This is a genomic window from Cohnella sp. GbtcB17 (genome assembly GCF_019091135.1).
Classification (GTDB): Bacteria; Bacillota; Bacilli; order Paenibacillales; family Paenibacillaceae; genus Cohnella.
The window spans coordinates 75,451-99,667 of record NZ_JAGXJW010000023.1; the positions used below are offsets into that span (position 1 = coordinate 75,451).

Sequence of the window (24,217 nt, forward strand, 5' to 3'; positions counted from 1 at the left end):
GCGCCTAAAGCCGCCTCGCCCGTGACTTAGTGGATCAGAATCCGCTTGCCGTATTCCAGATGGTCGGTCATGGCGGACGCGGCTTCGTCGGGGCGGCCAGCGACGATCAGCTCGAAGATGCGGACATGATCCTCGTAGGAAAAGCGGATGCGCGTCGTGTCCTTGCGAAGAACGCGGATGGCGATCCGGTACAGCTTGTCCTGCAAGTTTTCCATCGATTGAACGATCTCGACGTTCTCATGATACTTCGCGAGCTGCAGGTGAAAGGCCGAATCGACCGTCGTGAAGCCCGCGTTGTCGTTCTGGTCGGCCAATTCCTTCTGCCTCGCCAAATTGTCCCGGAACCAGGCGAGCTCGTCTTCCCGCCAGGCGCGCGCGGACAGCTTGCGGACGACATGCGTCTCCAGCGCGACGCGGATGTCGAAAAAGTCGACGGCGCGCTGGATGGAGAAGTCTGCGACGAAAAGTCCCTTGTTCGGGGTGTAACGAACCAGCCCTTCGCTCTCGAGCCGCTCGAGCGCCGACCGGATCGGCGTCCGGCTCATCGAGAGCTTTTCCTCGAGCATGCGCTCTGTCATATAGTCCCCCGGTTCGAATTCATTGCCGAGGATCAAGCTTTTCAGTTCCGCGTAAGCTTTTTCTTTAAGCGTCAATTTCATGCCTTCCATTCTCCTCGCACGAAGGATGCGCTGGCATCGAGCCATTCCCGCTCCAGCTCGATGGTCCGTTCGACGCTGCCTGCGAACGGCGGCCATAGTTCGATGATCCAATTCGGCCTCTGGCCGCTTTTATGCAGCTCCTCGCGCAGCAACGTCCAATTGAGGCGGCCGTGTCCGGCAGGCGTGCCGAGCACTGAAAAACCCATTTGATGGTCCACGCGCCGAATCTCGAAGTCCTTGACGTGCAAGCTTGCCGTATATGGCGCCAGCGCCCGGATGACCGCATCCGGGCTTTCGAGCGCGCCGAAGGAATTGACGGTGTCGAGGCAGCAGCCGAGGCTCGGCGAGTGGAAACGCTCGAACAGCGCTACCAGCTGGTCCGTCGTATGCAGCCCGTGATTTTCGATCGCGAGGACGATTCCCTTCGATTCGTAGCCGGGAAGCGCCGCCTCGAGATCCCTGCAGGCCGATTGCATATCCGCCTCGGTAATCAAAGTACGCACGAGCGGGGAGCCGATCCGGAAGGCGAGATCCGCATACAGCGCCAGCGAATCCGGCGAGGTGCCGCGAAGGCCGACCTCGAGCTGGATGCCCCATTCGCGCGCATGCCGGACGAGCTCGTCAAGCTCGGCATCGGGCAGCTCGTGCAGCGGCAAATTGTCGGCGAATTGAACGACACCGGCGCCCGCGTCCCTGGCCGCGGACAGCAGTCCCCTTGCCGTGAGAGGACGCACCGGCGGCTCGTATCCCGGCACGCCGATCGCCCAAGCGAGCGCATAACTGCCGATTCCCCATCCCATGCGCGATTCCCCCGTTTTTGCGATAAGTTGTTTCTTCTTTTTGAAGTTTATCACGCCTGATGCGGCCCTACAATACTTTCGGTATTTTTTTGGTATACCAATTGTATTCATATTGACGGCGTGTTAATCTTAGCATGAATTTGATGCGGAACGGGGCAATCGATCCGCGATCCGGGAGGGTACGATGTGACCAAGGTCGTTGCACTGATCGGCGCCGGCGGCAAAATGGGCTGCCGCATCACCGATAATTTGAAGGCATCGCCGTACGACATGCGTTATGTGGAAACGGGCGAGCGGGGCATCTTGCAATTGGCCCAGCGGGGGCTTGCGCCGACGCGTCAGGAGGAGGCCGTACCCGAAGCGGATATCGTCATCATGGCCGTGCCGGACGTGCGGATCGGCGCTGTATCGGCGAACGTCGTGCCGCTCATGAAAAGCGGGGCGATGATGATCTTGCTGGACCCTGCCGCGGCCTATTTGAAGCAACTGCCCGAGCGGGACGATGTCGTCTATTTCGTCTCTCACCCGTGCCATCCGCCCGTATTTAATGACGAGACGTCGCCGGAGGCGCGGCGCGATTACTTCGGGGGCGTCAAGGCGAAGCAGGCGATCGTCTGCTCGCTCGTGCAGGGAGACGAGTCGCACTACGAAGAAGGGGAGGAGACGGCCAAGGCGATGTTCGCTCCGGTATTCCGCTCGCACCGGATCACGCTGGCGCAGATGGCGATTCTTGAGCCGACGATGGCGGAGACGGTGAGCTCGATGCTGGCGACGCTCATGCGCGAGGCGATGGACGAAGCGGTAGATCGCGGCGTGCCCTACGAGGCGGCGCGCGACTTCATGCTCGGGCACGTCAACATTCAGCTCGCGATCGTATTCGGCGAGGCTGGCAATCCGTTCTCCGACGCCTGCAAGATCGCGATCGAATACGGCAAGCGCTTCATGATCCAGCCGGATTGGCGCCGCCTGTTCGAGCCGTCCTCGGTCTACGAACAGATCGACGCGATGCTCCATCCCGAGAAGCTGAATTCGGCTGGTTAGGAGAGTCGGGACATGAGCGAATGGAGGATCGGCCTCGTCGGCACAGGCTGGTGGTCGGAAAAGCATCTCGGCGCCTGGCAGCGGATCGAAGGCGTACGGATTGAAGCGCTGTGCGATCGCGATCCGGATCGGCTGGCGGCCAAAGCCCATCGGTACGGCGTGCCCGAAGAGCGGCGCTACGCCGATCTCGCGTCCATGCTGGCAAATGCGGATATCGATATCGTCGATATCGTCACCGGCCCGGAAACGCATGTCGAGCTGGTGCGGGAGGCGGCCGCTGCCGGCAAGCATATACTTTGCCAGAAGCCGTTTGCCCGGAGCGAAGAAGAAGCCCGCGAGATGGTCGAGCTGGCGCGCGCGGCGGGCGTACGGTTGATGGTCACGGAAAACTGGCGCTGGCTGTCGCGTTTTCGAACGATCAAGCGGCTGCTGGACGCTGGACATTGCGGCAGGCTTCATGCCATGCGATACGTTCATTCGGACTATTATACGCCGCGTATGCTCCCCGGCATCCCGTTGCCGCAACCCTTTTTCCGCGACATGCCTCGCTTGCTGTTCTACGAGATGGGTGCGCACTGGTACGATACGTGGCGGTTCCTTTTCGGAACGCCGTCCCGGCTCTACGCCGAGCTCGCGACGGTCAGCCCTTATGTTCGAGGAGAGGACGCGGGCATCGTCACGCTCGGTTACGACGACGGCCGGTACGGCTATATGGACATGAGCTGGGCGACGAGGCAGAAGCTGGAAGCGCCGCTCGGCGAAACGGTCGGGCCCGCGCATCTGGAGCAAATGGTCGTGGACGGGGAAGACGGGACAATCAAGCTGTATGCGAACGGCGCGATCGGCCTCGTGAAGCGTGACGGCGCTGAATCGACCGTGCTGGAAGCGCACCCGCTGGATCACGAGGAGAGCCACTTCCGCCTGCAGTCGCATTTTATCGAACGCCTGGCGGACGGGCGGCCTTTCGAGACGAGCGGCGAAGACAACCTGACGACGCTGCGCATGATATTCGGCACGTACGAGAGCGCTTCCCGCCATGTCCCGGTCTACTTGAACCGAGAGGAGCTAAGAACGAAATGACGATCATCGACGCGCACGCCCACCTCGGCGAGGATTGCGTCTTCGACGAGACGTTCACGGAAGAGGAGCTGCTGGACAAACACCGGTCGCACGGGATCGGATTGTCCATCGTTCAGCCGGCTTCCTGTCACGATCTCGAGACGGTGCGGACGCAGCACGACGCCATATTCGCGCTCTCCGAGCGGTACCCCGGACAGTTCCTCGGCATGGCCAATCCGAACCCGCACCTGAAGGACGACGTCTACGAGGAGGATGTCCGGCGCTGCATCGAGGAGCTCGGCTTCGTCGGCATCAAGCTGCATACGTCGGCGCATGCGGTTCATCCGGACAGCCGTGACGGACGCAAGGTGTTCGAGCAAGGCCGCAAATGGGGCGTTCCAGTCATGGTGCACACCGGCGCGGGCATCCCGTTCGCGAATCCGTCCAATCTGATGGCGGTCGCGGAGCGGTTCCCCGACGTGAACATCGTAATGGCCCACTGCGGCATGATGATCATGGCGGGCGAGACGGCGCTTGCGATGGAGCGGCACAACAATCTGTACGCAGACATCACTTGGACGGCTGGCTTCCAGATTCGGCGCTGGGCGGAGGCGTTCGGCGCGCGCCGATTCCTGTTCGGTTCGGATCACGCGGACAATGCCGGCGCCGAGATCGGCAAGCTGCGTACGTGCGGGCTGTCGGCGGAGGATCAGGCATGGATTTTCGGCAAAAGCGCGGAGGCGCTGTATCGCATTCAACCCGGGAGGGACGACACATGAGTCTGACGATCGACCCGTCGAAGTCTTATTTTCTAAAGGACGGGAAAAAGTTTTTTTACCTGGCGGATACCGTATGGAGCGTATTCTCCAACGCTACGATGGAGGAATGGGAGACGTACTTGGACTTCCGCGCGGCACAGGGCTTTAACGCGGTCCAGATCTCCGTCCTGCCGATCATCCACGACCGGAGCGAATCGGTCCTCGGTCTGTATCCGTTCCACGTACAGGAGGACGGGAGCTGGGACTTTTCTCGCATCGACGAGCCTTTCTTTGAACGAGCCGAGAAAATGACCGCGATGGCGCGCGACAAAGGTTTTCTGCCCGTGCTTGTCGTCCTCTGGGGCGATTATGCGCCGGGCAACTGGATGAGCCGGATCACGGAAGGCCGGTACGTCATGCCGCACGAGCATCTGACGCCGTACGTCGAATTCGTATCCCGCACGTTCGGCAAGTACGAGCCGATGTACTTCGTCAGCGGCGATACGAATTTCGAGACCGATGGGGCCGACGACTATTATGTTGAAGCGCTGCATGCACTTAAACGGCTCGAACCGAACGCGCTCGCGGCGATGCATTGCGGCGGCAGCGTGGTCGACCTGACCGGGCGGCTCGAGGCGGATCCGACGCTCGATTTTTACGCGTATCAATCGAGCCACAGCATCGACAGCCAGCACGAAACGTACGCGATGGCGCTGAAGCTGAACGACAAGCCGATCAAGCGGCCAGTCATGAACGTGGAGCCTTGCTACGAAGGCCATGGGTACGGGGGCAAATACGGGCGGTACGACGCGTTCATGATCCGCAGGGCGTTCTGGACGAGCGTGCTCTCCGGTGCGGCGACGGGCTTCGGCTACGGCGCGCACGGGGTCTGGTCGTGGCATCGCCGGGGCCAAGCGTTCAACAACGAAGGCTATTCGATGATGCCGTACGATTGGCGCACGTCGCTCCGGTTCGAGGGCGCGCGGGACGCCGCGTTCGGCAAGTGGCTGTTCGAGCGCTGCGATCTGTTCGGCTGGGAGCCTGCGCAGGCGCTGCTGGCGATCGAAGAACCCGAGATCCGCGTGGCTGCCTCGCCGGATCGCGCGGGCGTCGCGATATACGCGCCGTATGCCAGAACCTTGCCGCTTGTGCTTGGAGAGGAGCGATACGAATGGGAAGCGTTCGATCTGCGCACGCGCTATCCGCTCGTACCAAGCGTGCGGGCCGTCGGCACGGAGACGGTGCTGGCGCTGCCCGAAGCGAACGCAGACGTGCTGTATATCGGAAAAAGGGTTAACCGTTGAGCGGACTTGCCTGAATGAAAGGGACGAAGCAAAGGACGAAGCAAAGTGTGTCTGCTTCGTCCTTTTTGGCGTTGCCATTAGCGGCATAGCATTACGTCCCGGCGAAAAGCGCCTTTTTTGACGAAGCCGCGATCGGCAATGGCGAAACCGGCGGCCGCCAGCATGTCGTCGATCGGCTCGATGGAGACGACCGCGACGCGGTTCGCGATGCGACGGGCGTGCTTAAGAATGGACAGCTGTTCCCTGGCGGTGATTCTGGAGACGTGGTTGTACGGCAAGTCCACGATGGCCGCATCGTAGCCGGCGTTCGCTTCAGCGATCGGGCCGAGGACGATCTCGCCTTGCAGGCCAAAATACGCGAGGTTTTCGCGCGCGCCTGTCGCCAGCTGCGGATTGATCTCGCGGCCGACGATGTCGATGCCCATCGATAACGCCTCCACGAGCACGGTGCCGATGCCGCAGCAGGGATCGATGGCCGCGATGCCTGCTGGACGGGGCACCGCGATGTTCGCGACCGCTCTCGCGACTCGCGCGGGGAGCGCCATCGAGTATTGGCGCGGCTTGTCCGTATGGGTCAGCCATTCGGCGCGGTTTTTCACGTAAGGGCCAAAGTACCAACGGCCGCCGACCGTCACCACCCCAAACCTGCGTTGCGGATTACGCATATCCGCTTTTCCCTTAATCCGCATGCCGATTTTTCGCTCGATCTCCCGTTGATCCTCGTACGTCATTTTTTCGGCCACGGTCAGATCGTTCGTCTTCACGAAAGTCACCTTAAACGATTCTCGTAGCTCTGGCATATCCGCCAATCGAATCGAGAGGTCGTCGACGCTGTCGCCTTCGTACGTTGCTTCGATCCGTTCCCGGATAAAAGGGCTTCGGCTGGGATCGATCGCGACGTCGCTTTTAAAAACGGGCAGCTTGGGGTCGACGCCGAAAAAGGCGCGCAGCTCGAGCCGGCATAGCGAACGTTCGTCCTCGTGCGCGGCATAGGTGTAAATGTATGCGTTAGATTTTTTGAAAGGAAGCAATGCCTAACCCGCCTTTTATAGAAGTTCGTGCTGCCTATTATACAGCAGAAGCAGGATACGAGGCGCGCCGTATGGAATAAGATGGAGATCCTGTACGACAAAGGAGAATGAACTTGGAACCGAACCATAGTAACCTCCTCGCGGAATTTAAGGAGCTCGCTACGGAAGCGGAGCGGCTGCAGATCGCGTCCGTGTTATCGCAGCATTTCGGGGAGCCGATCGAGATTTCTGAACACGGTCTATCGAAGCGCGATAAAAACGAAGTCGAGATCGTTATGAATGTCATTAGCGGCTGGATACTCACGAAAAAGCATCGACCGAGTATTGTTGAAGCTCACGAAAGGCTTAAAGATACGAAATTACCGCGGAGCGTATCGTTCGGTCGCGTGGGCGACGGTCATGATCAGTTTAGTGTAGGGCTGGTACAAGCGGACATTCAGGATGCAGCCCTCATTCATGAAATGCAAGTCAGAGCGTTTATGCCATTGCTGCGTAAGTACGAGGATTTCGATACGAATCCGGCCAACGAAACGGTCGAGCAAATCGTCGAAAGGCTTCAACAACCTTTTTCCGAATACTGCCTTATCGTATTTAATACGCTGTCGGTCGGGGCGATACGAATTGTCGACAATCAAAATAAAACGTACCGGGTGAGTCCGATCTTCCTGTTGCCCGAGTACCAAGGCCGGGGGATCGCGCAAACCGTATTCGAGTTGATCGAGCGACAATACGCGGATGCCGAGAAATGGGAGCTGGCTACCATCCTGCAGGAGGCAGGCCTTTGCTACCTGTACGAAAAAATGGGCTACAGGAGAACCGAGGGAAGCAAGGTTATTAACGACAAGATGACGATCGTTTTTTATGAAAAGCGAATGGAAGGCGGGACGGATCGACAGTACCACGTTTGATCGAAGATGCGCGGGAAAAGAAGGAGCGAAATGACGTCGCCGCTCCTAATCCTCGCCTTGGCCGCAGTCGCTTCCGCCCCTTCGTCAACCGTCCGATGGGGCATACTTTCTCGCGTTCGGATGTAAATAGGAATCTGCCTTTGCAAGCGATTACAAAAATGTATAGTCTAAAATTTCGCGAAAGGCACGAATGTTCAAAATATATTGTATCGCGGGGACGGGACTGCGTGGAACAATGGGGTCGCACCACCATTTCGAAGCGCAGAGGAGGATTCTTGTAATGAGCAAAAGCAGTGCATCGCGTAGTTTGGTCTGGCTGTTAGTGGCGGTTCTGCTGGGCGGCATTGGCTTGTCCGCGTTCGCCGAACGCACGTACGCGGCGACGAATTACTACGTCAGCCCGTCGGGGAGCGATACGACCGGCACGGGCACGTCGGCGAGTCCGTGGAAGACGATCGCTTATGCGGCGGCGCATGTGCCGGCGGGCGCGGGCAACACGATCGTGCTGTCGGCGGGAACGTTCACGGAGACGCAGCCGATTCAACTGCCGGAAGGCGTAAACGTGACCGGGGCCGGCGTCTCGCAGACAACGATATCGGCCGGCTCGCTTCCGTACGCGAACGGCCGCAACGAGCTGTTCCTGCTGGTCTCTTCGTCGCACGCGAACGGCAATCAGACGCTTAGCGGGTTCAAGATCGACGGGCAGTCGAAGTCGCTTGAAGCGGGCTTCCATGTGGAAGCGCGAGACAACGTCGTTATCCATGACGTGAACGTGCAGAACACGAAGCATACGGCGATGCGGATCATCGCCAGCTGGAGCCCGACGGATACGACACCGCCGCCTTTCTATTTGACGGGTATCCAAGTATACAATTGCGTGCTTACGAATGCGGCTCAGGATCTGTCCAGCTGGACGTCCGGCGCCATCCTGATCGGCGGCGTGGACGGCGCGCTCCTCCATCACAACACGATCAACGAAACCGCGGGCTTCGGCATCAAGTTCGAGAGCAACGGCTGGTTCAAAGGGCTGAAGGTATACGACAACACGATTAATACGAACAGCTACGACACGAAATGGGGCGCGGACGCGTCTCTCGAATTTTGGAACATTTACGACGGCAGCGAGATTTATAACAATACGCTGAACAACTGGGTGTCGCTGGTCAACCGCTTCGCGGGTACGGGGACGACGGTGACTTTCCGCGACAACACCGTGATCAACACGCGCGACGATACGCCGGTGGCAGGCATCGAGCTGGCGGCGGGCAACGCCAAAGTGTATAACAACTACCTTGAGCAGTTCCGCTGGGGAGTCGGCATGTGGCAGGAGAAGTACGTCAGCAACAACGAGATCTACAACAACGTGTTTTATAACCGTGTGCTGCCGGCCGACGCCTACAATTCCGGCATCTTTTTCGAAAATCTCAACGTCGGCTATGCCTACGACAACAACAAGATCTACAACAACTACTTCAACAAATTCGAGCAGGCCGTCTGGTATAAAATCGTCGGCAATTCGCCCATTACGAACACAAAGTTCCAGAACAATATCGTCGAGGACATGTCCTACGCGCTCATCCTCACGGCATCGGATACGAATTACTTGTCCAACACGACGATGACGTACAACGTGATGAACAACGTGCCGACCGTGCTGCGCGGGCTGGGGGCGGCGCCGTTCAACCTCGTGACGACGAACAATCTGACGGGCAATCCCGGCCTGACCAAATCCGGCGCGAAGCCCGATCCGTACTTCAGGCCTTCTTCGTCGACGAGCCTCGTCGTCAACGCCGGCACGAACGTCGGATTGCCTTACAGCGGCTCTGCGCCGGATATCGGACGGTACGAATGGACCGGCACCGGCGGCGGTACGGATACGACGGCGCCGACAGCGCCGACCGGTCTGACCGCTCCGTCGAAGACGGATACGACGGTCAATCTGACCTGGACCGCGTCTACCGACAATGTCGGCGTAGCCGGCTACGACGTCTATCGAGGCGCGACGAAGGTGAATTCGTCTCTGATCTCGGGCACGAGCTATACCGTGACCGGACTCGCCGCGTCGACCGCATATTCGTTCACGGTCAAGGCGAAGGATGCGGCGGGCAATGAATCGGCAGCAAGCGCCGCTTTGTCCGTCACAACCAACGCCTCTTCCTCCGGCAGTGTATCCTATGAGGCCGAAGCGTCGGCCAACACGCTGACCGGCGGCGCCTGGAAGGCGACCTGCTCGACCTGCTCGGGCGGCTACTCGGTGAACAACATCGGCAACAACGACGGCACGCTGCAATTCAACGGCGTCGCCGCGCCTTCGGCGGGCAGCTATACGGTCAGGGTGTATTACAAAAACGGGGACGCTTCGGCAAGAACGGGCCTCGTCAGCGTAAATGGCGGTTCTCCGGTCACCGTAACTTTCGCGCCTATGGGCAGTTGGACGACGGTCGGCTATGTCGACGTGACGGTCAGCCTAAACGCGGGCGGCAATACGATCAAGTTTTACCACAACGCAGCATCGTACGCGCCGGATTTCGACAAGCTGACGCGGCTGTAAGAATAGTCGAGCGACGCCGGCATAGGCGTGAAAAGGGGGCCGAGTGGCCTCCTTTTGATTTTCCGGAAACAACATTTCATGCCTTCCCCGCAGCTTCGACGCGCAAGAAGTCCCCGCCAGGAACAAATCGAACCTCCACCGGAGCTTCGATGTACAAGAAATCCCAGTCAGAAACAAACCGACCCTCCACCGGAGCTTCGATGTACAAGAAATCCCCGCCAGGAACAAATCGAACCTCCACCGGAGCTTCGACACGCAAGAAGTCCCAACCAAGAATAAACCGATCCTCCCCCGAAGCTTCGACACGCAAGAAGTTCCAGCCAGGAACAATCCCAACTTCCCCACAGCTTCGATACGCTAGAAGTCCCCGCCAGGAACATCGTGCGGATTGTCAAAGCACCCACCAACGCGCTCCAATCTTCATTTTTGGCAGTCATGTACCAGATGCATAGTCGGCAATGGCCAGCTGGGGCATCGACGTTCACTTCGTACAGTAGCCGCCGGCGCCGCAGCGCAGCATAATGGGCCCAAGACGTCCGCAATCCGCAAGCGTACGGCGAACGACAATCGCAATAGATCATTTAAACATCGCCGGAGGTGCATCATGTCAAACGCTCCAATCGCCATCCTGCGATGGTGTCCCGCGGACGACCCGTCCGGCGGGAATCGCCCGCCAAGCCGGGACAACGAAGCTTGGCTGCTGCCATGCGAAGGGGCGCCGCGCCGGTACGAAGGGATCGTCGCCGTCCCCGAAGACGGCGTCGTCCTGATCGAGTGGCAATCGCCCAGGCCGCTGCGCCTCTGGCTGGACGGCATGCTCGTCGTCGACGAGCCGCTATACTGGCGCTCGTTCCAGCGGGAGATCCGGGGCGCCTTCGTCGTCCCGTGCCGAAAGGGCGAAGCCGTCCTTCGCGCGTTCACGGGCGAGCGGCCTTCATTCGCGCCGTACGCCGCGGCCAACTGTCCGTCGCGCAACCGTCAGAAGGTGCTGGACGCGGTACAGGCAGCCCGTCCCGATCTCATCCGGATATGCGGCACCGTGCATGCCGGCGTCGCCGGCATTCCGCCGGTTCACCTCCGCTTCGATCCGGTGCAGCATCAGGAAGGCGGCATCGTGTATCAGCGCGTCGAAGCGAAGCGGCTATCGGACCCGTTCGAGCCGCCGGGAACGGACGTACGCTCGACGCTCGAGCGGCCGCCGGCGCAGATCGCGCTACGTTCGGCGGCCGTGCCGTACGAGACGAAGTACGCGCAGTACGCTTCGCCTGCGCACCCAAGCGCGCCGGCGAAGCAGGCTCCGGCCGACCTCGCGATCGCGCATGTGCCGGTCGCCGACGCAGTCGACCCGCTGCCGCCCGCCCGCGGGGAGGACACCGAGACGCGTGCCGAGCCGCTGCTCGAGGTCGTCCGCACGGACGCGCTGACGCTGCGCTGCGCGTCGGCCGCCCCGTCCGCGCCAGGCATCCGCGTTCCGCTGCCGGTGTTCGAGTCGCTCGGCCGCCTGGCGCCCGAGCGGGAATACCGACGGCTGCGTTGGCCGTCGGTTCAAGAGCTGCTGGCCGCCGCCCCCGAGCCGGTGCTGCCGGCCGAATGGGCGGGGCTCGGCGAGTTGTACGCCGACGCCTGGCGCATGCTGCTGCGGCTCGTCCGCGAGCCCGCGCCGGACAGCGGCCTGCCCGGCGGCTACATCTCCACCGGCTCCAACTTCCCCGTCAACCAGTTCCTGTGGGATACGGCATTCACGGCGATCGCGGCCAAATACGGCGCAAGGGCGCTGCCGGTCCATGCGTCGCTCGACGTCATTTACAGCACGCAGTTCGACGGCGGCTACATTCACCGCGAGCTTGACGTGAGGGACCGGCAGCCCGTGCTGTACGAGCCCGACTTCGGACCGAATCCGCCCATCCTGACGCTGGCGGAGTGGAATCTGGCCTTGCTGACCGGCGACATCCTGCGGCTGAAGCGGGTCTATCCGGCGCTCAAAGCGTACCACCAGTGGATCGTGCGCAATCGCCGGCAGGCGAACGGGACGTACTGGACGACCGGCCTTGCCAACGGGTTGGACAATTCGCCGTCCTATGGCAGCGGCTATCCGTGCCTGACGGCGCAAATGGCGCACGACGCGGAGCTGCTCGGCAAGATCGCGGGGCTCATCGGCCGCGGCGAAGAGGCCGCGCAGTGGGCGCGCGAATACGAGGAGACCCGGAAAGCGCTGAACCTGCATCTGTGGGATCCCGACGCCCACATCTATGCCGCGTCGCTCGACGAAGGCGGGCACAATCCGAACAAGATCGTAACCGCGTTTTGGCCGTTGCTGGCCGGCGCCGTTCCCGCGAATCGCGTACACGATCTAGCGCGTCATTTGACCGATCCGGCTGCCTTCTGGCGCCCGCATCCGATTCCGAGCGTCGCGGCGGATTCGCCGCATTACGTCCCCGAAGGCGACTACTGGCGCGGTTCCGTATGGGCGCCAACGAACTATGCCGCGATCCGCGGCTTTCAGCGGGCTGGCATGACGGCGCTCGCCCGGCAAACCGCGCTCAAGCATCTGAACGCCGTACTGGCGACGTATCGCGACACCGGCTCGTTCTGGGAGAACTACGGCAGCGAGCGGTTCGCCAAGGGCAGCGCCGCAGCGCCGGAATACGCATGGACCGCGCTCGGACCGATCGCGCTGCTGCTCGAGACGGTCGTCGGGCTCGAGCCCGACTCGACCGCAGGCGAGCTGAGATGGAGCCCGCCCCCGCGCAAAGCCGTCGGTGCGAAGCGGTACCCGCTCGGCTCGGCGACGATCGACGTGACGCTGATCGACGAGGAGGACGGGTGGCATGTCCACGTGCGCACCGATAAGCCGTTCAGGCTCCGCCTCGAACTCCCCGGCTCCGATACCGCATACGACTGCCGTCCCGGCCATCAGCGCTGGCCGGTCGCCATGCCGGAGGCGGAGACCGCGCCGGAATAAGCTTTTATGCGCCGCATTCTGCGTTTTTGCGAGCAATGTGCCATTTATACAGTCGCGCCGGCGCGTAATGTTCAGTTCCGGCAGTATCCCGAGGTGCGGCTGCCTTCGCATAATAGGCATCAGACAGACGCAGCGATTTCGCACATCGAACCGAGGTGACCGCAGCAATGAGAAGAAGATGGTCTTTCCTGCGAGGGAAAAACGGAGAGTTAAGCGTGCTGTTCCTGCCGGGCTTTCTCTTTTTCCTCGTCATGTCCTACATTCCGATGGTCGGCATCGTCATCGCCTTCAAAGATTACAACCTGCGCAAGGGAATCTTCGGCAGCGAATGGGTCGGCTTCGACAATCTCAAGTTTTTCTTCGCCAGCGACACCGCCTGGCGCGTGACCCGCAACACGATCCTGTACAGCTTCAGCTACATCGTCCTCACGCTGGTCGTCTCCCTGGCGCTCGCGATTCTGTTGAACGAGCTGACGAGGCGCTGGATCAAGATTCACCAGACGATCATGTTCCTGCCTTACTTTCTCTCCTGGGTGCTCGTCTCGTACATCTCGAACGCGTTCCTCGACCATCAGAACGGCTTCCTGAACGCCATGCTGAAAAGCGCGGGCCTGCAGCCGGTCGAATGGTACTTCGGGGCCGAATACTGGCCGATCATTCTCAATCTGGTGCATTTGTGGAAAGCGGTCGGCTTCAACGTGCTGCTGTATTACGCGGGCATCATGGGCATCGACCAGAGCTATTACGAGGCTGCGAGAATCGACGGGGCGAACAAGCTGCAGATGGCGCTGAAAATAACGATCCCGCTGCTGGCGCCGCTCGTCACCATCCTGCTCATCTTGTCCATCGGCGGCATGTTCAGGGGCGACTTCGGCCTTCATTATTTCATCCCGAACAATACGGGTCTCATCTATTCGACGACGGATATCATCGACACGTACGTATTCCGCGCGCTGCGCACGATTGGCGACATCTCGATGTCGGCGGCGGTCGGCTTCTTTCAATCGGTCGTCGGCCTCGCGCTCGTGCTGTTCGCCAACCTGGTCGTCCGCAAGCTTAACGAAGAAAATTCACTTTGGTAAACGGGAGGAGCCCGCATGTCCACGATCCAAGCAACCGCAACCGCCGGCGCCGCGCCCGAGCTTCCGGCCGCGAGGTCCAAGGCGCTCGATTCCCGCCCGATTTACCGGTGGATGATCAACGCGCTTTTCATCGTCGTCTCGGCATGCATCTTCGTGCCGTTTCTGCTTGTCGTCGTCTCCAGTTTTTCTTCGGAGGATTCGATTCTCCGCCACGGCTATCAATTCATTCCCGAACGGTGGTCGCTCGGCGCGTACCGCCTCGTGTTCCAATCGCCCAAGATTCTGCTGCGGGCGTACGGCGTCACGATCGTCGTCACGGTCGTCGGGACCGCGGCCGGTTTGCTGCTGACGGCGATGACGGGCTGGGTGCTGTCGCGTTCGGATTACCGGTTTAACCGCCAGGCGACATTTTATGTGTTTTTTACGATGCTGTTCGGCGGCGGACTCGTTCCCTTCTATATATTAATGACGCAGTATTTGCATTTGAAGGACAGTCTGCTCGCCGTCATTATCCCCGGACTGCTGAGTCCGTTCCACATCATGGTCATGAAGGGCTTCATGTCGAAGATTCCGTTCGAGATGATCGAGTCCGCCAAGGTCGACGGTTCGAGCGAGATGCGAATTTTCTTCACGATGGTGCTGCCGCTGTCCACACCGGCGCTTACCACGCTGGGGCTGACGATCGCATTCAACTATTGGAACGAGTGGTTCAACGCGATGTTGTTCATCGACAAGCCGAATCTGGCGACGCTGCAGCTGCTGCTCGTCCGAATGCTGAGCACGATCGAATACTTGACGGCCAATACAGAGTTCGTCAAGCAGCTCGGCATCGACGTCGGGCAGCTGCCCAAGTACAGCGTGCGGATGGCGATGGCCATTTTAGCTGCGGGTCCGATGCTTTGCGTCTTTCCGTTTTTCCAGCGTTACTTCGTCTCCGGCCTGACGCTCGGCTCGCTCAAAGGCTGACTTTTCAAGCGGGAATCCGCGGGGCGGGACAGGCCCAAAAAACGCTTGTTCTCGCCGCCGCCGTCCAACATAATAAAAAAGAACAGGGAGGTTGTTTGAAAATGAAAAGATGGCGTACGGGGTTGACGGCGGCATTGTCGCTCGGACTGGCGCTTGCCGGCTGCGGCAACAACAATGGAGGAAACGAGGCGGCTTCGTCCGCGCCGGCTTCGCCTTCCGCGACCGCATCGGAGACGGCTTCGGCTGCGCCTTCGGGCACGGACGCCGCGGCGCTCGAGCCCGTCAAGCTCAAGTGGTATTACGTCCAGTTCGGCATTCCGCAGGACCAGCAGGCGGTAGCCGAAGCCTTCAACGAGATGACCAAGAAGTTGATCAACACAACGGTCGAGCTCGTGCCGATCGACGGCGGCGATTACGAGAACAAGCTGAATACGATCGTGGCTGCGAACGACGAATACGATCTCGTCTGGACCTCCAGCTGGCTGTTCAAATACGGAGACAACGTCAACAAAGGCGCGTTCATGGAGATTACCGACGAGATGCTGGACAAATACGCGCCGACGATCAAGGCGAGCTTCTCCCAGGTCGCCTGGAACGACGTCAAGGTCAAAGGGAAATTGTATGCGATTCCAAACTTTCAGACGTTCACGAAGACGCCGGGCTTCGTCATCCAGAAGCGCTTCGTCGACAAATACAATTTCGATACGAGCAAAGTCAAGACATACGCCGACCTCGAGCCGCTGCTCGCCCAGATCAAGCAGAACGATCCCGGCATCATTCCGTTCGCGATGAACAAGGACCAGACGAGACTAAGCGAAGCATACGGCATGCAATGGCTCGGCGGCGTCGACTACCGGCTGAGCGACCCGCTCACCGCCATCGACCTGCTCCAGACCGACGAATACAAGACCCATGTCAAGCTGATGAAAAGCTGGCACGACAAAGGCTATACGAACGCGGACGCCGCCACGGTCAGCGACCTGAAGCCGCTGCTCGCCTCCGGCAACGTCGCCGCCGTCCAGGACTTTACCCTCGCCCCGGGCAGCGAAGCGGGCCGCAAAGCCGACTTCGGCGGCAACGAGGTCGTCTACGTGCCGATCGCCGAGCCGACGTTCACGGGCGTCACGCCGACGATGAACGCGATCAACTACAATTCGAAGCACGCGGACCGGGCGCTCATGCTGCTCGAGCTGCTGAACACGAACGCCGATCTCTTTAACCTGCTCACGTTCGGCATCGAGGGCAAGCACTATACGAAGGTCGGCGACAACACGATTAAGATTATCGACAACGGCGGCTATTCCAACAATGCCGGCTGGATCTTCGGCAACGTCACGAACGGCTACCTGCTCGAGGGCCAGCCGGCGGATACGTGGGAGCGGGTCAAGAAGCTGAACGAGGAAGCGACCGTGCCGGCGCTGAGCGGCTTCAACTTCAACAGCGAAAACGTCAAGGCCGAGATGGCAAACATGGACGCGCTGTTCAAGGAGTACAGCCCGGGGCTTGAGACCGGCACGATCGAGCCGGACAAATACTTGCCGATGTTCATCGAGAAAATGAAGAAGGTCGGCGCCGAGACGGTGCTCAAAGAAAAGCAAAGGCAAATCGACGAATGGGCAAAAGCCAACGGCAAAAAATAAGCGCCTTAACTGGACCGCTCCCGCCCGGGGGCGGTCCTTCAAGGCCATTAATCCACGATGCGGGTGAAGCTGATGTCCTTGTTTCCGGCGATTCGATCCAGAAAATACTTGCAGCGGATCTGGCTGTCCGTGACCCTGCTCACCGTCGTGCTGCTTCTGACGGCGGCTTTTTCGATCATGTACACCTCCGAGCGAACCGTGCTGCGCGTGCAGCAGCGCGCGAACGCCAAAGCGCTCGCCCAGATCCGCTACAATGTCGCCCAGATGAACGAGATCGTCGCCGACACGGCCCAGACGCTCTACCAGAACAACGACGTTAAAATATTGCGCTACGCCAAAACCGACGACGACTTCATGTACCAGCGGATCGCGGCGCTCGATACGTTCGTCGGCACGTCGTCTTTCCTTCAATCGATATTCGTCTACAACGGGAACATGAAGCGGTTTTATATCGGCAACGGCAACGTGCGGGCGTTCAAAGCGCCTTACGAAAAGAAATTCGCCGCGCTGTTGACCGATTCCCGGCGCACGCCCAAGCTGCGCCTGCTGCCGATCGACCTGAACGAGGCCGGCACACGGCTGGGCAAAGTCGATTTTTTCAGCTATATTCTGTTCGATCCGAGCACCAAGGAAGGGCTCGACGACGCCTTGATTTTGAACGTAAAGTCGACATGGCTTTTCGATAATCTGGCCCTGATCGCGCAGGAGGACGGCGGACGGTCGGGCCAAGCGTACCTGATGGACGGCGCGGGCGTCATCCTCGGCGCGGACAACGAACGGGAACCCGAGGTCGCCCGTTTGGCGGAGCGGCTCGGCCCGCAGGCGGCAGGGGAGGAGACGGGCGGCTACCGCGTCATCAAGACGGGCGGGCGCAAGCAGTTCGTCACGTACATGCCGGCGGGCTTGCAGGATTGGACGCTCATCTACACCCAGCCTTACGGCGAGGTCGTGGGACAGGTTCAGCGGCTGCGGTACACGACGCTCCTGCTCACCGTGCTTTTCCTCGTGCTGGCGCTCTGCGTCGCAGTCGTCGTCTCGAAGCGGCTTTACCGTCCGGTCGAGCAGCTGTTCCGTTCCGTCGTTTCCAATACGCCGGACGCGATGGTGCGCGAGGCGCCGACGCAGGACGAGATGTCGTTCCTGTCCGGCTTGTACGGCCATATGGCCGACAGGGTCAAGCGCGCGGACTCGAATTTGACGGAGAACCGCTGGATTTTGAAAAGGTTCACGCTGCGTCAGCTCGTCCAGGAGAGCGAACTTCGGTCGCCGGAGCAGTGGGCCAAGGAAGCGAAGGACAACGGCCTGGCGGTCGACGCCTCGGGCGGTTACGCGATTTGCGTCGCGCGCATCGACGACGTATCTTCGCTTCTGAAGCGCGGGCCGGACGACCTTCGTCTCTACCACTACGCAATCTCGAACATCGCCGAAGAGATCGTATCCCGCGAGTATGCGATCGAAGTCGTCGACCTGAAGCCCGACCATCTCGTCTTGCTCGTCCAGCGCGGCGAACCCGGCTACGGCCGCCTGACGGCGCTGCTCGAGGAAGTGCAGCGTGTCGTCGGGGATTACTACCGGCTGACGTTCTCGGTTGCCGTCGGCGAGCCGGTCGACGACTGCCGGGAGCTGTCGGCCGCTTACGCGAGGACGCTTAATCTGTCGCTCTACAAATGGTTTTACGGCAGAGGAGCGATCCTGACGCCGGATATGGCGCATCAGCCTGAAGGCGGCGGAGGCGACGCGACGATTCCCTCCGATCTGGAGCGCAAGCTGGTCGAAGCGATCCGGGCGGGCCATCCCGACGCCGCCGACGCGGCGCTCGAGCGAATATTCGAGCTCGTCGCCGAGACGTCGTACGACGATTGCATTCATGCACTTTCGTATTTGGCCATCGTTATCAAGCGGACGGTGTCCGAGACGAACGCCAACAAGCTGAAGCCGATCTCCCACGACCTGTACCGGTTTCATACGACAGTGCTTGAGCAGGAGACGCTGGAGGACGCCAAGCACGCGTTCGCGCGTACGCTGCGCGAGCTCTGCTCCTTCCGGCAGGAAGCGCGCGATTCGGACGCGAACAGCTTCATGATCGAGACGATCAAGGAGATCGTCCGGGCGAATTACAAGGATCTCAACTTAAGCCTGCAGAGCGTGGCCGACATGCTCAAGATGTCTTCGGTTTACGTCGGGCGGCTGTTTAAAAAAGCGGAAGGCCTTTCGCTTGCGGACTACATTAACGAAGTTCGGCTGGAACAGACGATGCAGCTCCTCGAAAAGGGCAGCTTCACGGTCAACGAGATCATGGAGCAGACCGGCTTCAGCAACCAGAGCCACTTCTTCCGTTCGTTCAAAAAGAAATTCGGCACGACGCCGCGCGAATACCGTTTGAAAAAGAGCTTGTCCTAGCGTCGTTCGATTCGACCGACCGCCACGAATGAAATAACGGATATGCCCAGGATATTCCGTGCATGTTCAACCGAAAATAGGAACGCTATGATGCAACAAAAGAGGTTTGCGGAAAGGAAGATTGACCCGCCATGAAGACGTTCCCCGAGCCCGCGGTCGAAGCGCTGCTTCGCGAAGCACAGGCCAGCCTGAAGACGGCTTGCAGCGCGGTCCCCGTGTGGTCGATTCCCGGCTACTATTACGATCGCGAAGGCCATTTGACCGAGAAAAAACGAATGGAGCCCGATGCGCAGGCCGCCTATGCGACCGCGCTGGCGTACAGGGTCACCGGGGAGAGCGAATATGCGCGCAAGGCGATCGAGCTGCTCGACGGCTGGGCGACCGTGAACCGGGAGATCGGCGGCCACGACGGACCGCTCGTGTCGGCCTATCTCGGCGTCGGCTTCCTGCGCGCGGCGATCTGGCTCAAGCCGTTCGAGGGCTGGAGCGACGAGGCGAGAGCACGGTTCGCAGGCTGGCTGACCCGCGTATGCCTGCCCGCCTGGGAACGGATCGAAGGGCGCAACAATTGGTGGGATTGGAGCTTATACGCTCGCCTCGCGCTCCATCGGTTCACAGGGGACGAAGCGGCATTCGCCGGCGCCGCCGAGGCATTGAAGCTGCACATCGACCATGCGATTGCGGCCGACGGCTTCCTGCCGGAGGAAGCGGCCAGGGGGGCGAACGCCATGTGGTATCATTACTTCGCCCTGGCGCCGATGACGGCCGCGGCGAAGCTCGTGCTGGACGCGACCGGCGAGGACCTGTTCCGCTGGACATCGCCCGGCGGCAAAAGCATCAAGCGCGCACTCGACACGCTGCTTCGCTACGCGGATGGCAGCGCCGGCGAATGGCCGTTCGGCGAGGAGGCGCAGTACGTTCCGGCTCCGCTTGGCGCGGATACGTGGCCGGTCGACCTGTTCGAGGCGATGGCGATCGTATACGGGGACGAAGCCTATGCGCGCTTCGCAGCACCCTATCGGCCGGTGAAGGGACATCGCAATGCGAGCAGCGGCTATTTCCAATCGTATGCCTGGAACTACCCGTCGCTCTCCGTTTGAAGCGTGGATGAGGCATCGCCGCTCGGCGGCGAACCTTTTACACACAAACCAGACCGTACTTTCGTAAAATGGAAGGCATCCGGCTTCCTTTTGCGGAAAGTACGGTTTTTTGTGCGATAAAAATAGGCATGAGCCCATCGGCATGTCCGGTTTCGAAAGCGAATCCGTTTTTGATTTCGCCAGAAAAAAAGCAGTTTTGGCGAATAACTTATATCGATCATCTCTATAGTAAATATTTATTAAAGTCGGGTGGCAATAGTGTTAAAATAGATAAGGTTAATCGGACCCGGATAAAAAATTCGAGCAAATTTTACAATATAAGGATGGTCATAATGAGCAACGGACAAACGAGTGCAGACGTAATCTTGATCGGTGCGGGCATCATGAGCGCGACGCCCGGCGCTATGCTGAAGGAACTGGCCCCGAACTGGAAGATCACCGTCCTTGAAAAGCTGGCCGGCCCGGGCGAGGAGAGCTCGGGCGAATGGAACAACGCCGGTACGGGGCACGCGGCGCTGTGCGAGCTCAACTATACCGTCGAGAAGCCGGATGGCTCGATCGATATCAGCAAGGCGATCAGCATCAACGAGCAGTTCCAGGATTCGATGCAGTTCTGGTCCTATCTTGTCGAGCGCAAGCTGATCCGCAATCCGCAGGATTTTATTATGCCTCTTCCGCATATGAGTCTCGTACACGGTCAAAAGGACGTGTCCTTTTTGAAAAAACGGTACGAAGCGTTGTCGGCCAATCCATTGTTCGACGGCATGGAGTACACGGAGGACCACGCCAAGCTCAAGGAATGGATTCCGCTCATCATGAAAAACCGGAGCGGAAGCGAGCCGATCGCCGCCACCAAGGTCGAAGCCGGAACGGACGTGAACTTCGGCGCTTTGACGCGCATGCTGTTCGAGCATCTGAAGAATAACGGCGTCGAGATCAAGTACAAGCATAAAGTGGACGATATCCGGCGTACCCGTGACGGCGCTTGGGAGCTGAAGGTGCGCGCCGAAGGCGGTGGCGTCGAGCGCCACGCCGCGAAGTTCGTCTTCATCGGCGGCGGCGGCGGCAGTCTGCACCTGCTGCAAAAGACTGGCATTCCGGAAGGCAAGCATATCGGCGGATTCCCGGTCAGCGGCCTGTTCATGTCGTGCAACAATCCGGACGTCATCGCCAGGCATCACGCCAAGGTGTATGGCAAGGCGAAGGTCGGCGCGCCTCCGATGTCGGTGCCGCATCTGGACACCCGCTTCATCGACAACAAGAAGTCGCTTCTGTTCGGACCGTTCGCCGGCTTCTCGCCGAAGTTCCTGAAGACCGGCTCGATGTTCGATCTGATCACGTCGGTCAAGCCGCACAATCTCGTCACCATGATGGCAGCCGGCGCCAAAAACATGTCGCTCACCAAATACCTGATCCAGCAGGTGATGCTGTCCAAGGAACAGCGCATGGAGGAGCTCCGCGAGTTCTTGCCGGACGCGAAGAGCGAGGATTGGGACCTGGTCGTAGCCGGCCAGCGCGTGCAGGTTATCAAGGATACGGCTGCCGGCGGCAAAGGCACGCTGCAGTTCGGCACCGAGGTCGTGACGGCAGCCGACGGCTCGGTCGCCGCGCTGCTTGGCGCGTCCCCCGGCGCATCCACGGCCGTCTCGGTCATGTTGAACGTCATCAAAAGGTGCTTCCCGAAGCAAATGCAGGCTTGGGAGCCCAAGTTAAAAGAAATGATTCCGTCCTACGGCGCTTCATTGCTTAAAAATCCGGAGCTGCTACGCGAGATCCAGGCATCGACCGCGCAGTCGCTCCGCTTAAGCCCCGTCAAGTCGTATCAGAAGGCGGCCGGACAACCCGTTTCTTAATATAACCGTTTAACCGCTTGTTATCTATCGGTAGCGCGCATTCGGGTCTCCTGTACCCGGATGCCCGCGGCCTTTTTTGTTTAGTTTCAAAAAAAGCCTGAACGGGTAACGTTTCTTGAAGTTATGCCCGCATGCTATTTGCAACGGCAGAACGCACACACTTGGAGGTAAACTATGCATCGTGTCAACTTAGATCAGAATTCCTTCAACGGTCAAGTGTTTCAATACGCTTCCTTCGGCGTCGGACTCATCGATCCGAAGGGGCTTTTTTTAACCGTGAATCCGGCGATGGAGCGGATTTTCGGCTATAGCAAGGAAGAGTTCGACGGGCAATATTTCGGTTGCTTCTCGCATCCCGACGATCCGATTCATTCCATCGACGAGCTGAAGACGGTAATGGGGGAGACCGAGGTCGAGTGGCAGATGGAAAAGCGGTTTTTTCGAAAAGACGGCTCGACGCTCTGGACGATGTTGTCCGTGCGTCTATTCCGCAGCGACGAGGGCAAACCGCTTTATTATATCGTGCAGATCATCGACATCTCGAAGCAGAAATTGTCCGAGATTCAGCTCCAGGAGTCCGTCGAGCGATATACGTCGCTTAAAAAATACAACCATGATGCGGTAATCTCCTTTGATCTGCAAGGGCGCGTCATCAACGGAAACGCCGTGGCCGAAAAGCTCACGGGCTACTGCATCGCCGAGGAGCTCATCGGGATGGAGCTCGCCAACATTATCGGCCAGCCGAACGTGGACCGTATATTAGCGGATGCGCTGCATGACAGCACCATCGAGCAAAACATCGACACGCTGGTCACCAAAGACGGAGAGATCGTCGAAGTGATCACGAGCATCGCTCCGATTTTCGTCAACAACCGCAATATCGGCTTTTATTTGATTTGCAAGGACATCTCGGAGCAAAAAAGGCTCGTGCTGGCCAAAGAAATGGCGGAAGCGACCAACAAGGCGAAAAGCGAATTTCTCGCCATAATGAGTCATGAGATCCGTACGCCTATGAATGGGGTCATCGGCATGACCGACCTTCTGCTCGATTCGGAGCTCGACGAGGAAAGCAAGACGTACGTCGATATTATCCGCAAAAGCGGCGAAGCGCTGCTCGCCATCATCAACGACAACCTCGATCTGTCGAAGATCGAGGCAGGCAGAAGCGAGCTGCAGGAGACGACGTTCGATTTGCGCAGGTGCATTAAGGACAGCATGTCGGTCGTCTCCGCCAAAGCGGACGAAAAAAATCTCGAGCTGTCGTACGCCATCCATCACGACGTTCCCGATTACATTTACGGCGATGCCGACCGATTGAAGCAAGTGCTGCTCAACCTGCTCGGCAATGCCGTCAAGTTCACGCCAAGCGGCAAAGTATCGATCGCCGTCAAAAAAATAAAAGGCAAGACGCCGATGCTGGCGTTCACCGTAGCGGATACGGGCATCGGCATCCCGCCGGAGCGACTGGAGGACATCTTCGAGCCCTTCTCGCAGATCGACAGCTTTATGATGCGCAAGCACGAAGGCACGGGCCTCGGCCTATCGATCAGCAGGCGCATCGTCGAGCTGATGGGCGGGGAGATTCGCGCGGAGAGCGACGGCGCGAGCGGCTCCGCCTTTCAATTCACGATCCAGCTGCATGAGCCGACTGCCGAGCAGATGGCCCCGGAAGTCGCCGACAAGAAGGACGCGACCTTCGAACAAGCGAAAATATTGATCGGCGAAGACAATCCGATCAATACGCTCGTGCTCAAAAAGATGCTCGAAAAAATGGGCCATCGCGTTTCGGTGGCCAGCGACGGCAAGGAGGTTATCGAGGCCGCGCTTCGCGAATCCTTCGACTTTATTTTCATGGATATTCAAATGCCGGCCGTCAATGGCCTGGACGCGGCGCGCGAGATCAAGGCGCGTTCGGCGCCCGGCCGGTGCCCGCGGATCGTCGCGGTGACCGCGAACGCGCTGAAGGGCGATCGGGAAATGTGCCTGGCGGCGGGCATGGACGAATACGTGAGCAAGCCGGTGAAGCGCGAAGTGATTTTGCAAATTTTGGGCCAGTATATGAACAAGGCAGTTTAAGTCGTTCATTTCGAACAAGCGATTCCG

17 protein-coding genes are annotated in these 24,217 nt (G+C 59.6%); 14 read left to right on the top strand and 3 right to left on the bottom strand.

From position 1 onward, the window contains the following. Nucleotides 1–26: 26 nt before the first annotated feature. Both KVT38_RS14620 and KVT38_RS14625 read right to left on the bottom strand, forming a co-directional pair. Nucleotides 27–659, bottom strand: a complete 633-nt coding sequence (locus KVT38_RS14620) for a GntR family transcriptional regulator (protein ID WP_254639231.1) — start codon at nt 657–659, stop codon at nt 27–29. Continuing rightward, on the bottom strand, nt 656–1,459 hold the full coding sequence (locus tag KVT38_RS14625) for a sugar phosphate isomerase/epimerase family protein (protein ID WP_217594462.1): 804 nt from the start codon (nt 1,457–1,459) through the stop codon (nt 656–658). Before KVT38_RS14625 ends, KVT38_RS14620 begins: the two co-directional genes overlap by 4 nt. A 186-nt stretch (nt 1,460–1,645) precedes the next feature. On the opposite strand from KVT38_RS14625, the gene KVT38_RS14630 reads away from it, so the two are divergent. Genes KVT38_RS14630 through KVT38_RS14645 form a run of 4 tightly spaced genes read left to right on the top strand, consistent with a single transcriptional unit; the run spans nt 1,646 to nt 5,621 of the window. Continuing rightward, entirely contained in the window at nt 1,646–2,500 is an 855-nt protein-coding gene (locus KVT38_RS14630) for a phosphogluconate dehydrogenase C-terminal domain-containing protein (RefSeq protein WP_217594463.1), read from the top strand. A 12-nt stretch (nt 2,501–2,512) separates the two neighbouring features. After that, on the top strand, nt 2,513–3,580 hold the full coding sequence (locus KVT38_RS14635) for a Gfo/Idh/MocA family protein (protein WP_217594464.1): 1,068 nt from the start codon (nt 2,513–2,515) through the stop codon (nt 3,578–3,580). Further along, complete coding sequence (locus tag KVT38_RS14640; protein ID WP_217594465.1) at nt 3,577–4,338, top strand: amidohydrolase family protein; 762 nt, start codon at nt 3,577–3,579, stop codon at nt 4,336–4,338. The genes KVT38_RS14635 and KVT38_RS14640 overlap by 4 nt, the downstream gene beginning before the upstream one ends. Further along, nucleotides 4,335–5,621, top strand: coding sequence for a glycoside hydrolase family 140 protein (locus KVT38_RS14645; protein ID WP_217594466.1), 1,287 nt, complete (start codon nt 4,335–4,337; stop codon nt 5,619–5,621). The genes KVT38_RS14640 and KVT38_RS14645 overlap by 4 nt, the downstream gene beginning before the upstream one ends. Nucleotides 5,622–5,698: 77 nt before the next feature. Here KVT38_RS14645 and KVT38_RS14650 read toward each other — a convergent pair whose 3' ends face one another. Then, nucleotides 5,699–6,652, bottom strand: a complete 954-nt coding sequence (locus tag KVT38_RS14650; RefSeq protein WP_217594467.1) for a TRM11 family SAM-dependent methyltransferase — start codon at nt 6,650–6,652, stop codon at nt 5,699–5,701. 191 nt (nt 6,653–6,843) lie between these two features. Between KVT38_RS14650 and KVT38_RS35555 the strand changes: the two genes are divergently transcribed. From KVT38_RS35555 to KVT38_RS14700, 10 genes are all read left to right on the top strand, one after another. Then, entirely contained in the window at nt 6,844–7,560 is a 717-nt protein-coding gene (locus KVT38_RS35555) for a GNAT family N-acetyltransferase (RefSeq protein ID WP_368859098.1), read from the top strand. A 280-nt stretch (nt 7,561–7,840) separates the two neighbouring features. Beyond that, entirely contained in the window at nt 7,841–10,111 is a 2,271-nt protein-coding gene (locus tag KVT38_RS34780) for a fibronectin type III domain-containing protein (protein ID WP_254639232.1), read from the top strand. A 604-nt stretch (nt 10,112–10,715) separates the two neighbouring features. Then, nucleotides 10,716–13,073: an MGH1-like glycoside hydrolase domain-containing protein gene (locus tag KVT38_RS14665; protein ID WP_217594468.1), complete on the top strand. Its 2,358-nt coding sequence runs from the start codon at nt 10,716–10,718 to the stop codon at nt 13,071–13,073. A gap of 167 nt (nt 13,074–13,240) precedes the next feature. After that, a complete protein-coding gene (locus KVT38_RS14670; protein WP_217594469.1) occupies nt 13,241–14,155 on the top strand; it encodes an ABC transporter permease in 915 nt (304 codons plus the stop codon). 15 nt (nt 14,156–14,170) lie between these two features. Beyond that, on the top strand, nt 14,171–15,121 hold the full coding sequence (locus tag KVT38_RS14675) for a carbohydrate ABC transporter permease (protein WP_254639233.1): 951 nt from the start codon (nt 14,171–14,173) through the stop codon (nt 15,119–15,121). A gap of 101 nt (nt 15,122–15,222) precedes the next feature. Continuing rightward, nucleotides 15,223–16,761 carry an ABC transporter substrate-binding protein gene (locus tag KVT38_RS14680; RefSeq protein WP_217594470.1) on the top strand — a complete coding sequence of 513 codons (1,539 nt, stop codon included), beginning with the start codon at nt 15,223–15,225 and terminating at the stop codon, nt 16,759–16,761. Nucleotides 16,762–16,833: 72 nt separating this feature from the next. Continuing rightward, nucleotides 16,834–19,161 carry an AraC family transcriptional regulator gene (locus tag KVT38_RS14685; RefSeq protein WP_217594471.1) on the top strand — a complete coding sequence of 776 codons (2,328 nt, stop codon included), beginning with the start codon at nt 16,834–16,836 and terminating at the stop codon, nt 19,159–19,161. 131 nt (nt 19,162–19,292) lie between these two features. Further along, nucleotides 19,293–20,261 carry an alginate lyase family protein gene (locus KVT38_RS14690; RefSeq protein ID WP_217594472.1) on the top strand — a complete coding sequence of 323 codons (969 nt, stop codon included), beginning with the start codon at nt 19,293–19,295 and terminating at the stop codon, nt 20,259–20,261. A gap of 332 nt (nt 20,262–20,593) precedes the next feature. Continuing rightward, nucleotides 20,594–22,114, top strand: coding sequence for a malate:quinone oxidoreductase (locus tag KVT38_RS14695; protein WP_217594473.1), 1,521 nt, complete (start codon nt 20,594–20,596; stop codon nt 22,112–22,114). A gap of 174 nt (nt 22,115–22,288) precedes the next feature. Beyond that, nucleotides 22,289–24,190 carry a PAS domain S-box protein gene (locus tag KVT38_RS14700; RefSeq protein ID WP_217594474.1) on the top strand — a complete coding sequence of 634 codons (1,902 nt, stop codon included), beginning with the start codon at nt 22,289–22,291 and terminating at the stop codon, nt 24,188–24,190. Nucleotides 24,191–24,217 lie beyond the last annotated feature (27 nt).

Coding starts and splice junctions, on each gene's coding strand:
- KVT38_RS14620 (WP_254639231.1), bottom strand. CDS start 659: ATGAAATTGACGCTTAAAGAAAAAGCTTACGCGGAACTGAAAAGCTTG.
- KVT38_RS14625 (WP_217594462.1), bottom strand. CDS start 1,459: ATGGGATGGGGAATCGGCAGTTATGCGCTCGCTTGGGCGATCGGCGTG.
- KVT38_RS14635 (WP_217594464.1), top strand. CDS start 2,513: ATGAGCGAATGGAGGATCGGCCTCGTCGGCACAGGCTGGTGGTCGGAA.
- KVT38_RS14640 (WP_217594465.1), top strand. CDS start 3,577: ATGACGATCATCGACGCGCACGCCCACCTCGGCGAGGATTGCGTCTTC.
- KVT38_RS14645 (WP_217594466.1), top strand. CDS start 4,335: ATGAGTCTGACGATCGACCCGTCGAAGTCTTATTTTCTAAAGGACGGG.
- KVT38_RS34780 (WP_254639232.1), top strand. CDS start 7,841: ATGAGCAAAAGCAGTGCATCGCGTAGTTTGGTCTGGCTGTTAGTGGCG.
- KVT38_RS14665 (WP_217594468.1), top strand. CDS start 10,716: ATGTCAAACGCTCCAATCGCCATCCTGCGATGGTGTCCCGCGGACGAC.
- KVT38_RS14670 (WP_217594469.1), top strand. CDS start 13,241: ATGAGAAGAAGATGGTCTTTCCTGCGAGGGAAAAACGGAGAGTTAAGC.
- KVT38_RS14675 (WP_254639233.1), top strand. CDS start 14,171: ATGTCCACGATCCAAGCAACCGCAACCGCCGGCGCCGCGCCCGAGCTT.
- KVT38_RS14680 (WP_217594470.1), top strand. CDS start 15,223: ATGAAAAGATGGCGTACGGGGTTGACGGCGGCATTGTCGCTCGGACTG.
- KVT38_RS14685 (WP_217594471.1), top strand. CDS start 16,834: ATGTCCTTGTTTCCGGCGATTCGATCCAGAAAATACTTGCAGCGGATC.
- KVT38_RS14690 (WP_217594472.1), top strand. CDS start 19,293: ATGAAGACGTTCCCCGAGCCCGCGGTCGAAGCGCTGCTTCGCGAAGCA.
- KVT38_RS14695 (WP_217594473.1), top strand. CDS start 20,594: ATGAGCAACGGACAAACGAGTGCAGACGTAATCTTGATCGGTGCGGGC.
- KVT38_RS14700 (WP_217594474.1), top strand. CDS start 22,289: ATGCATCGTGTCAACTTAGATCAGAATTCCTTCAACGGTCAAGTGTTT.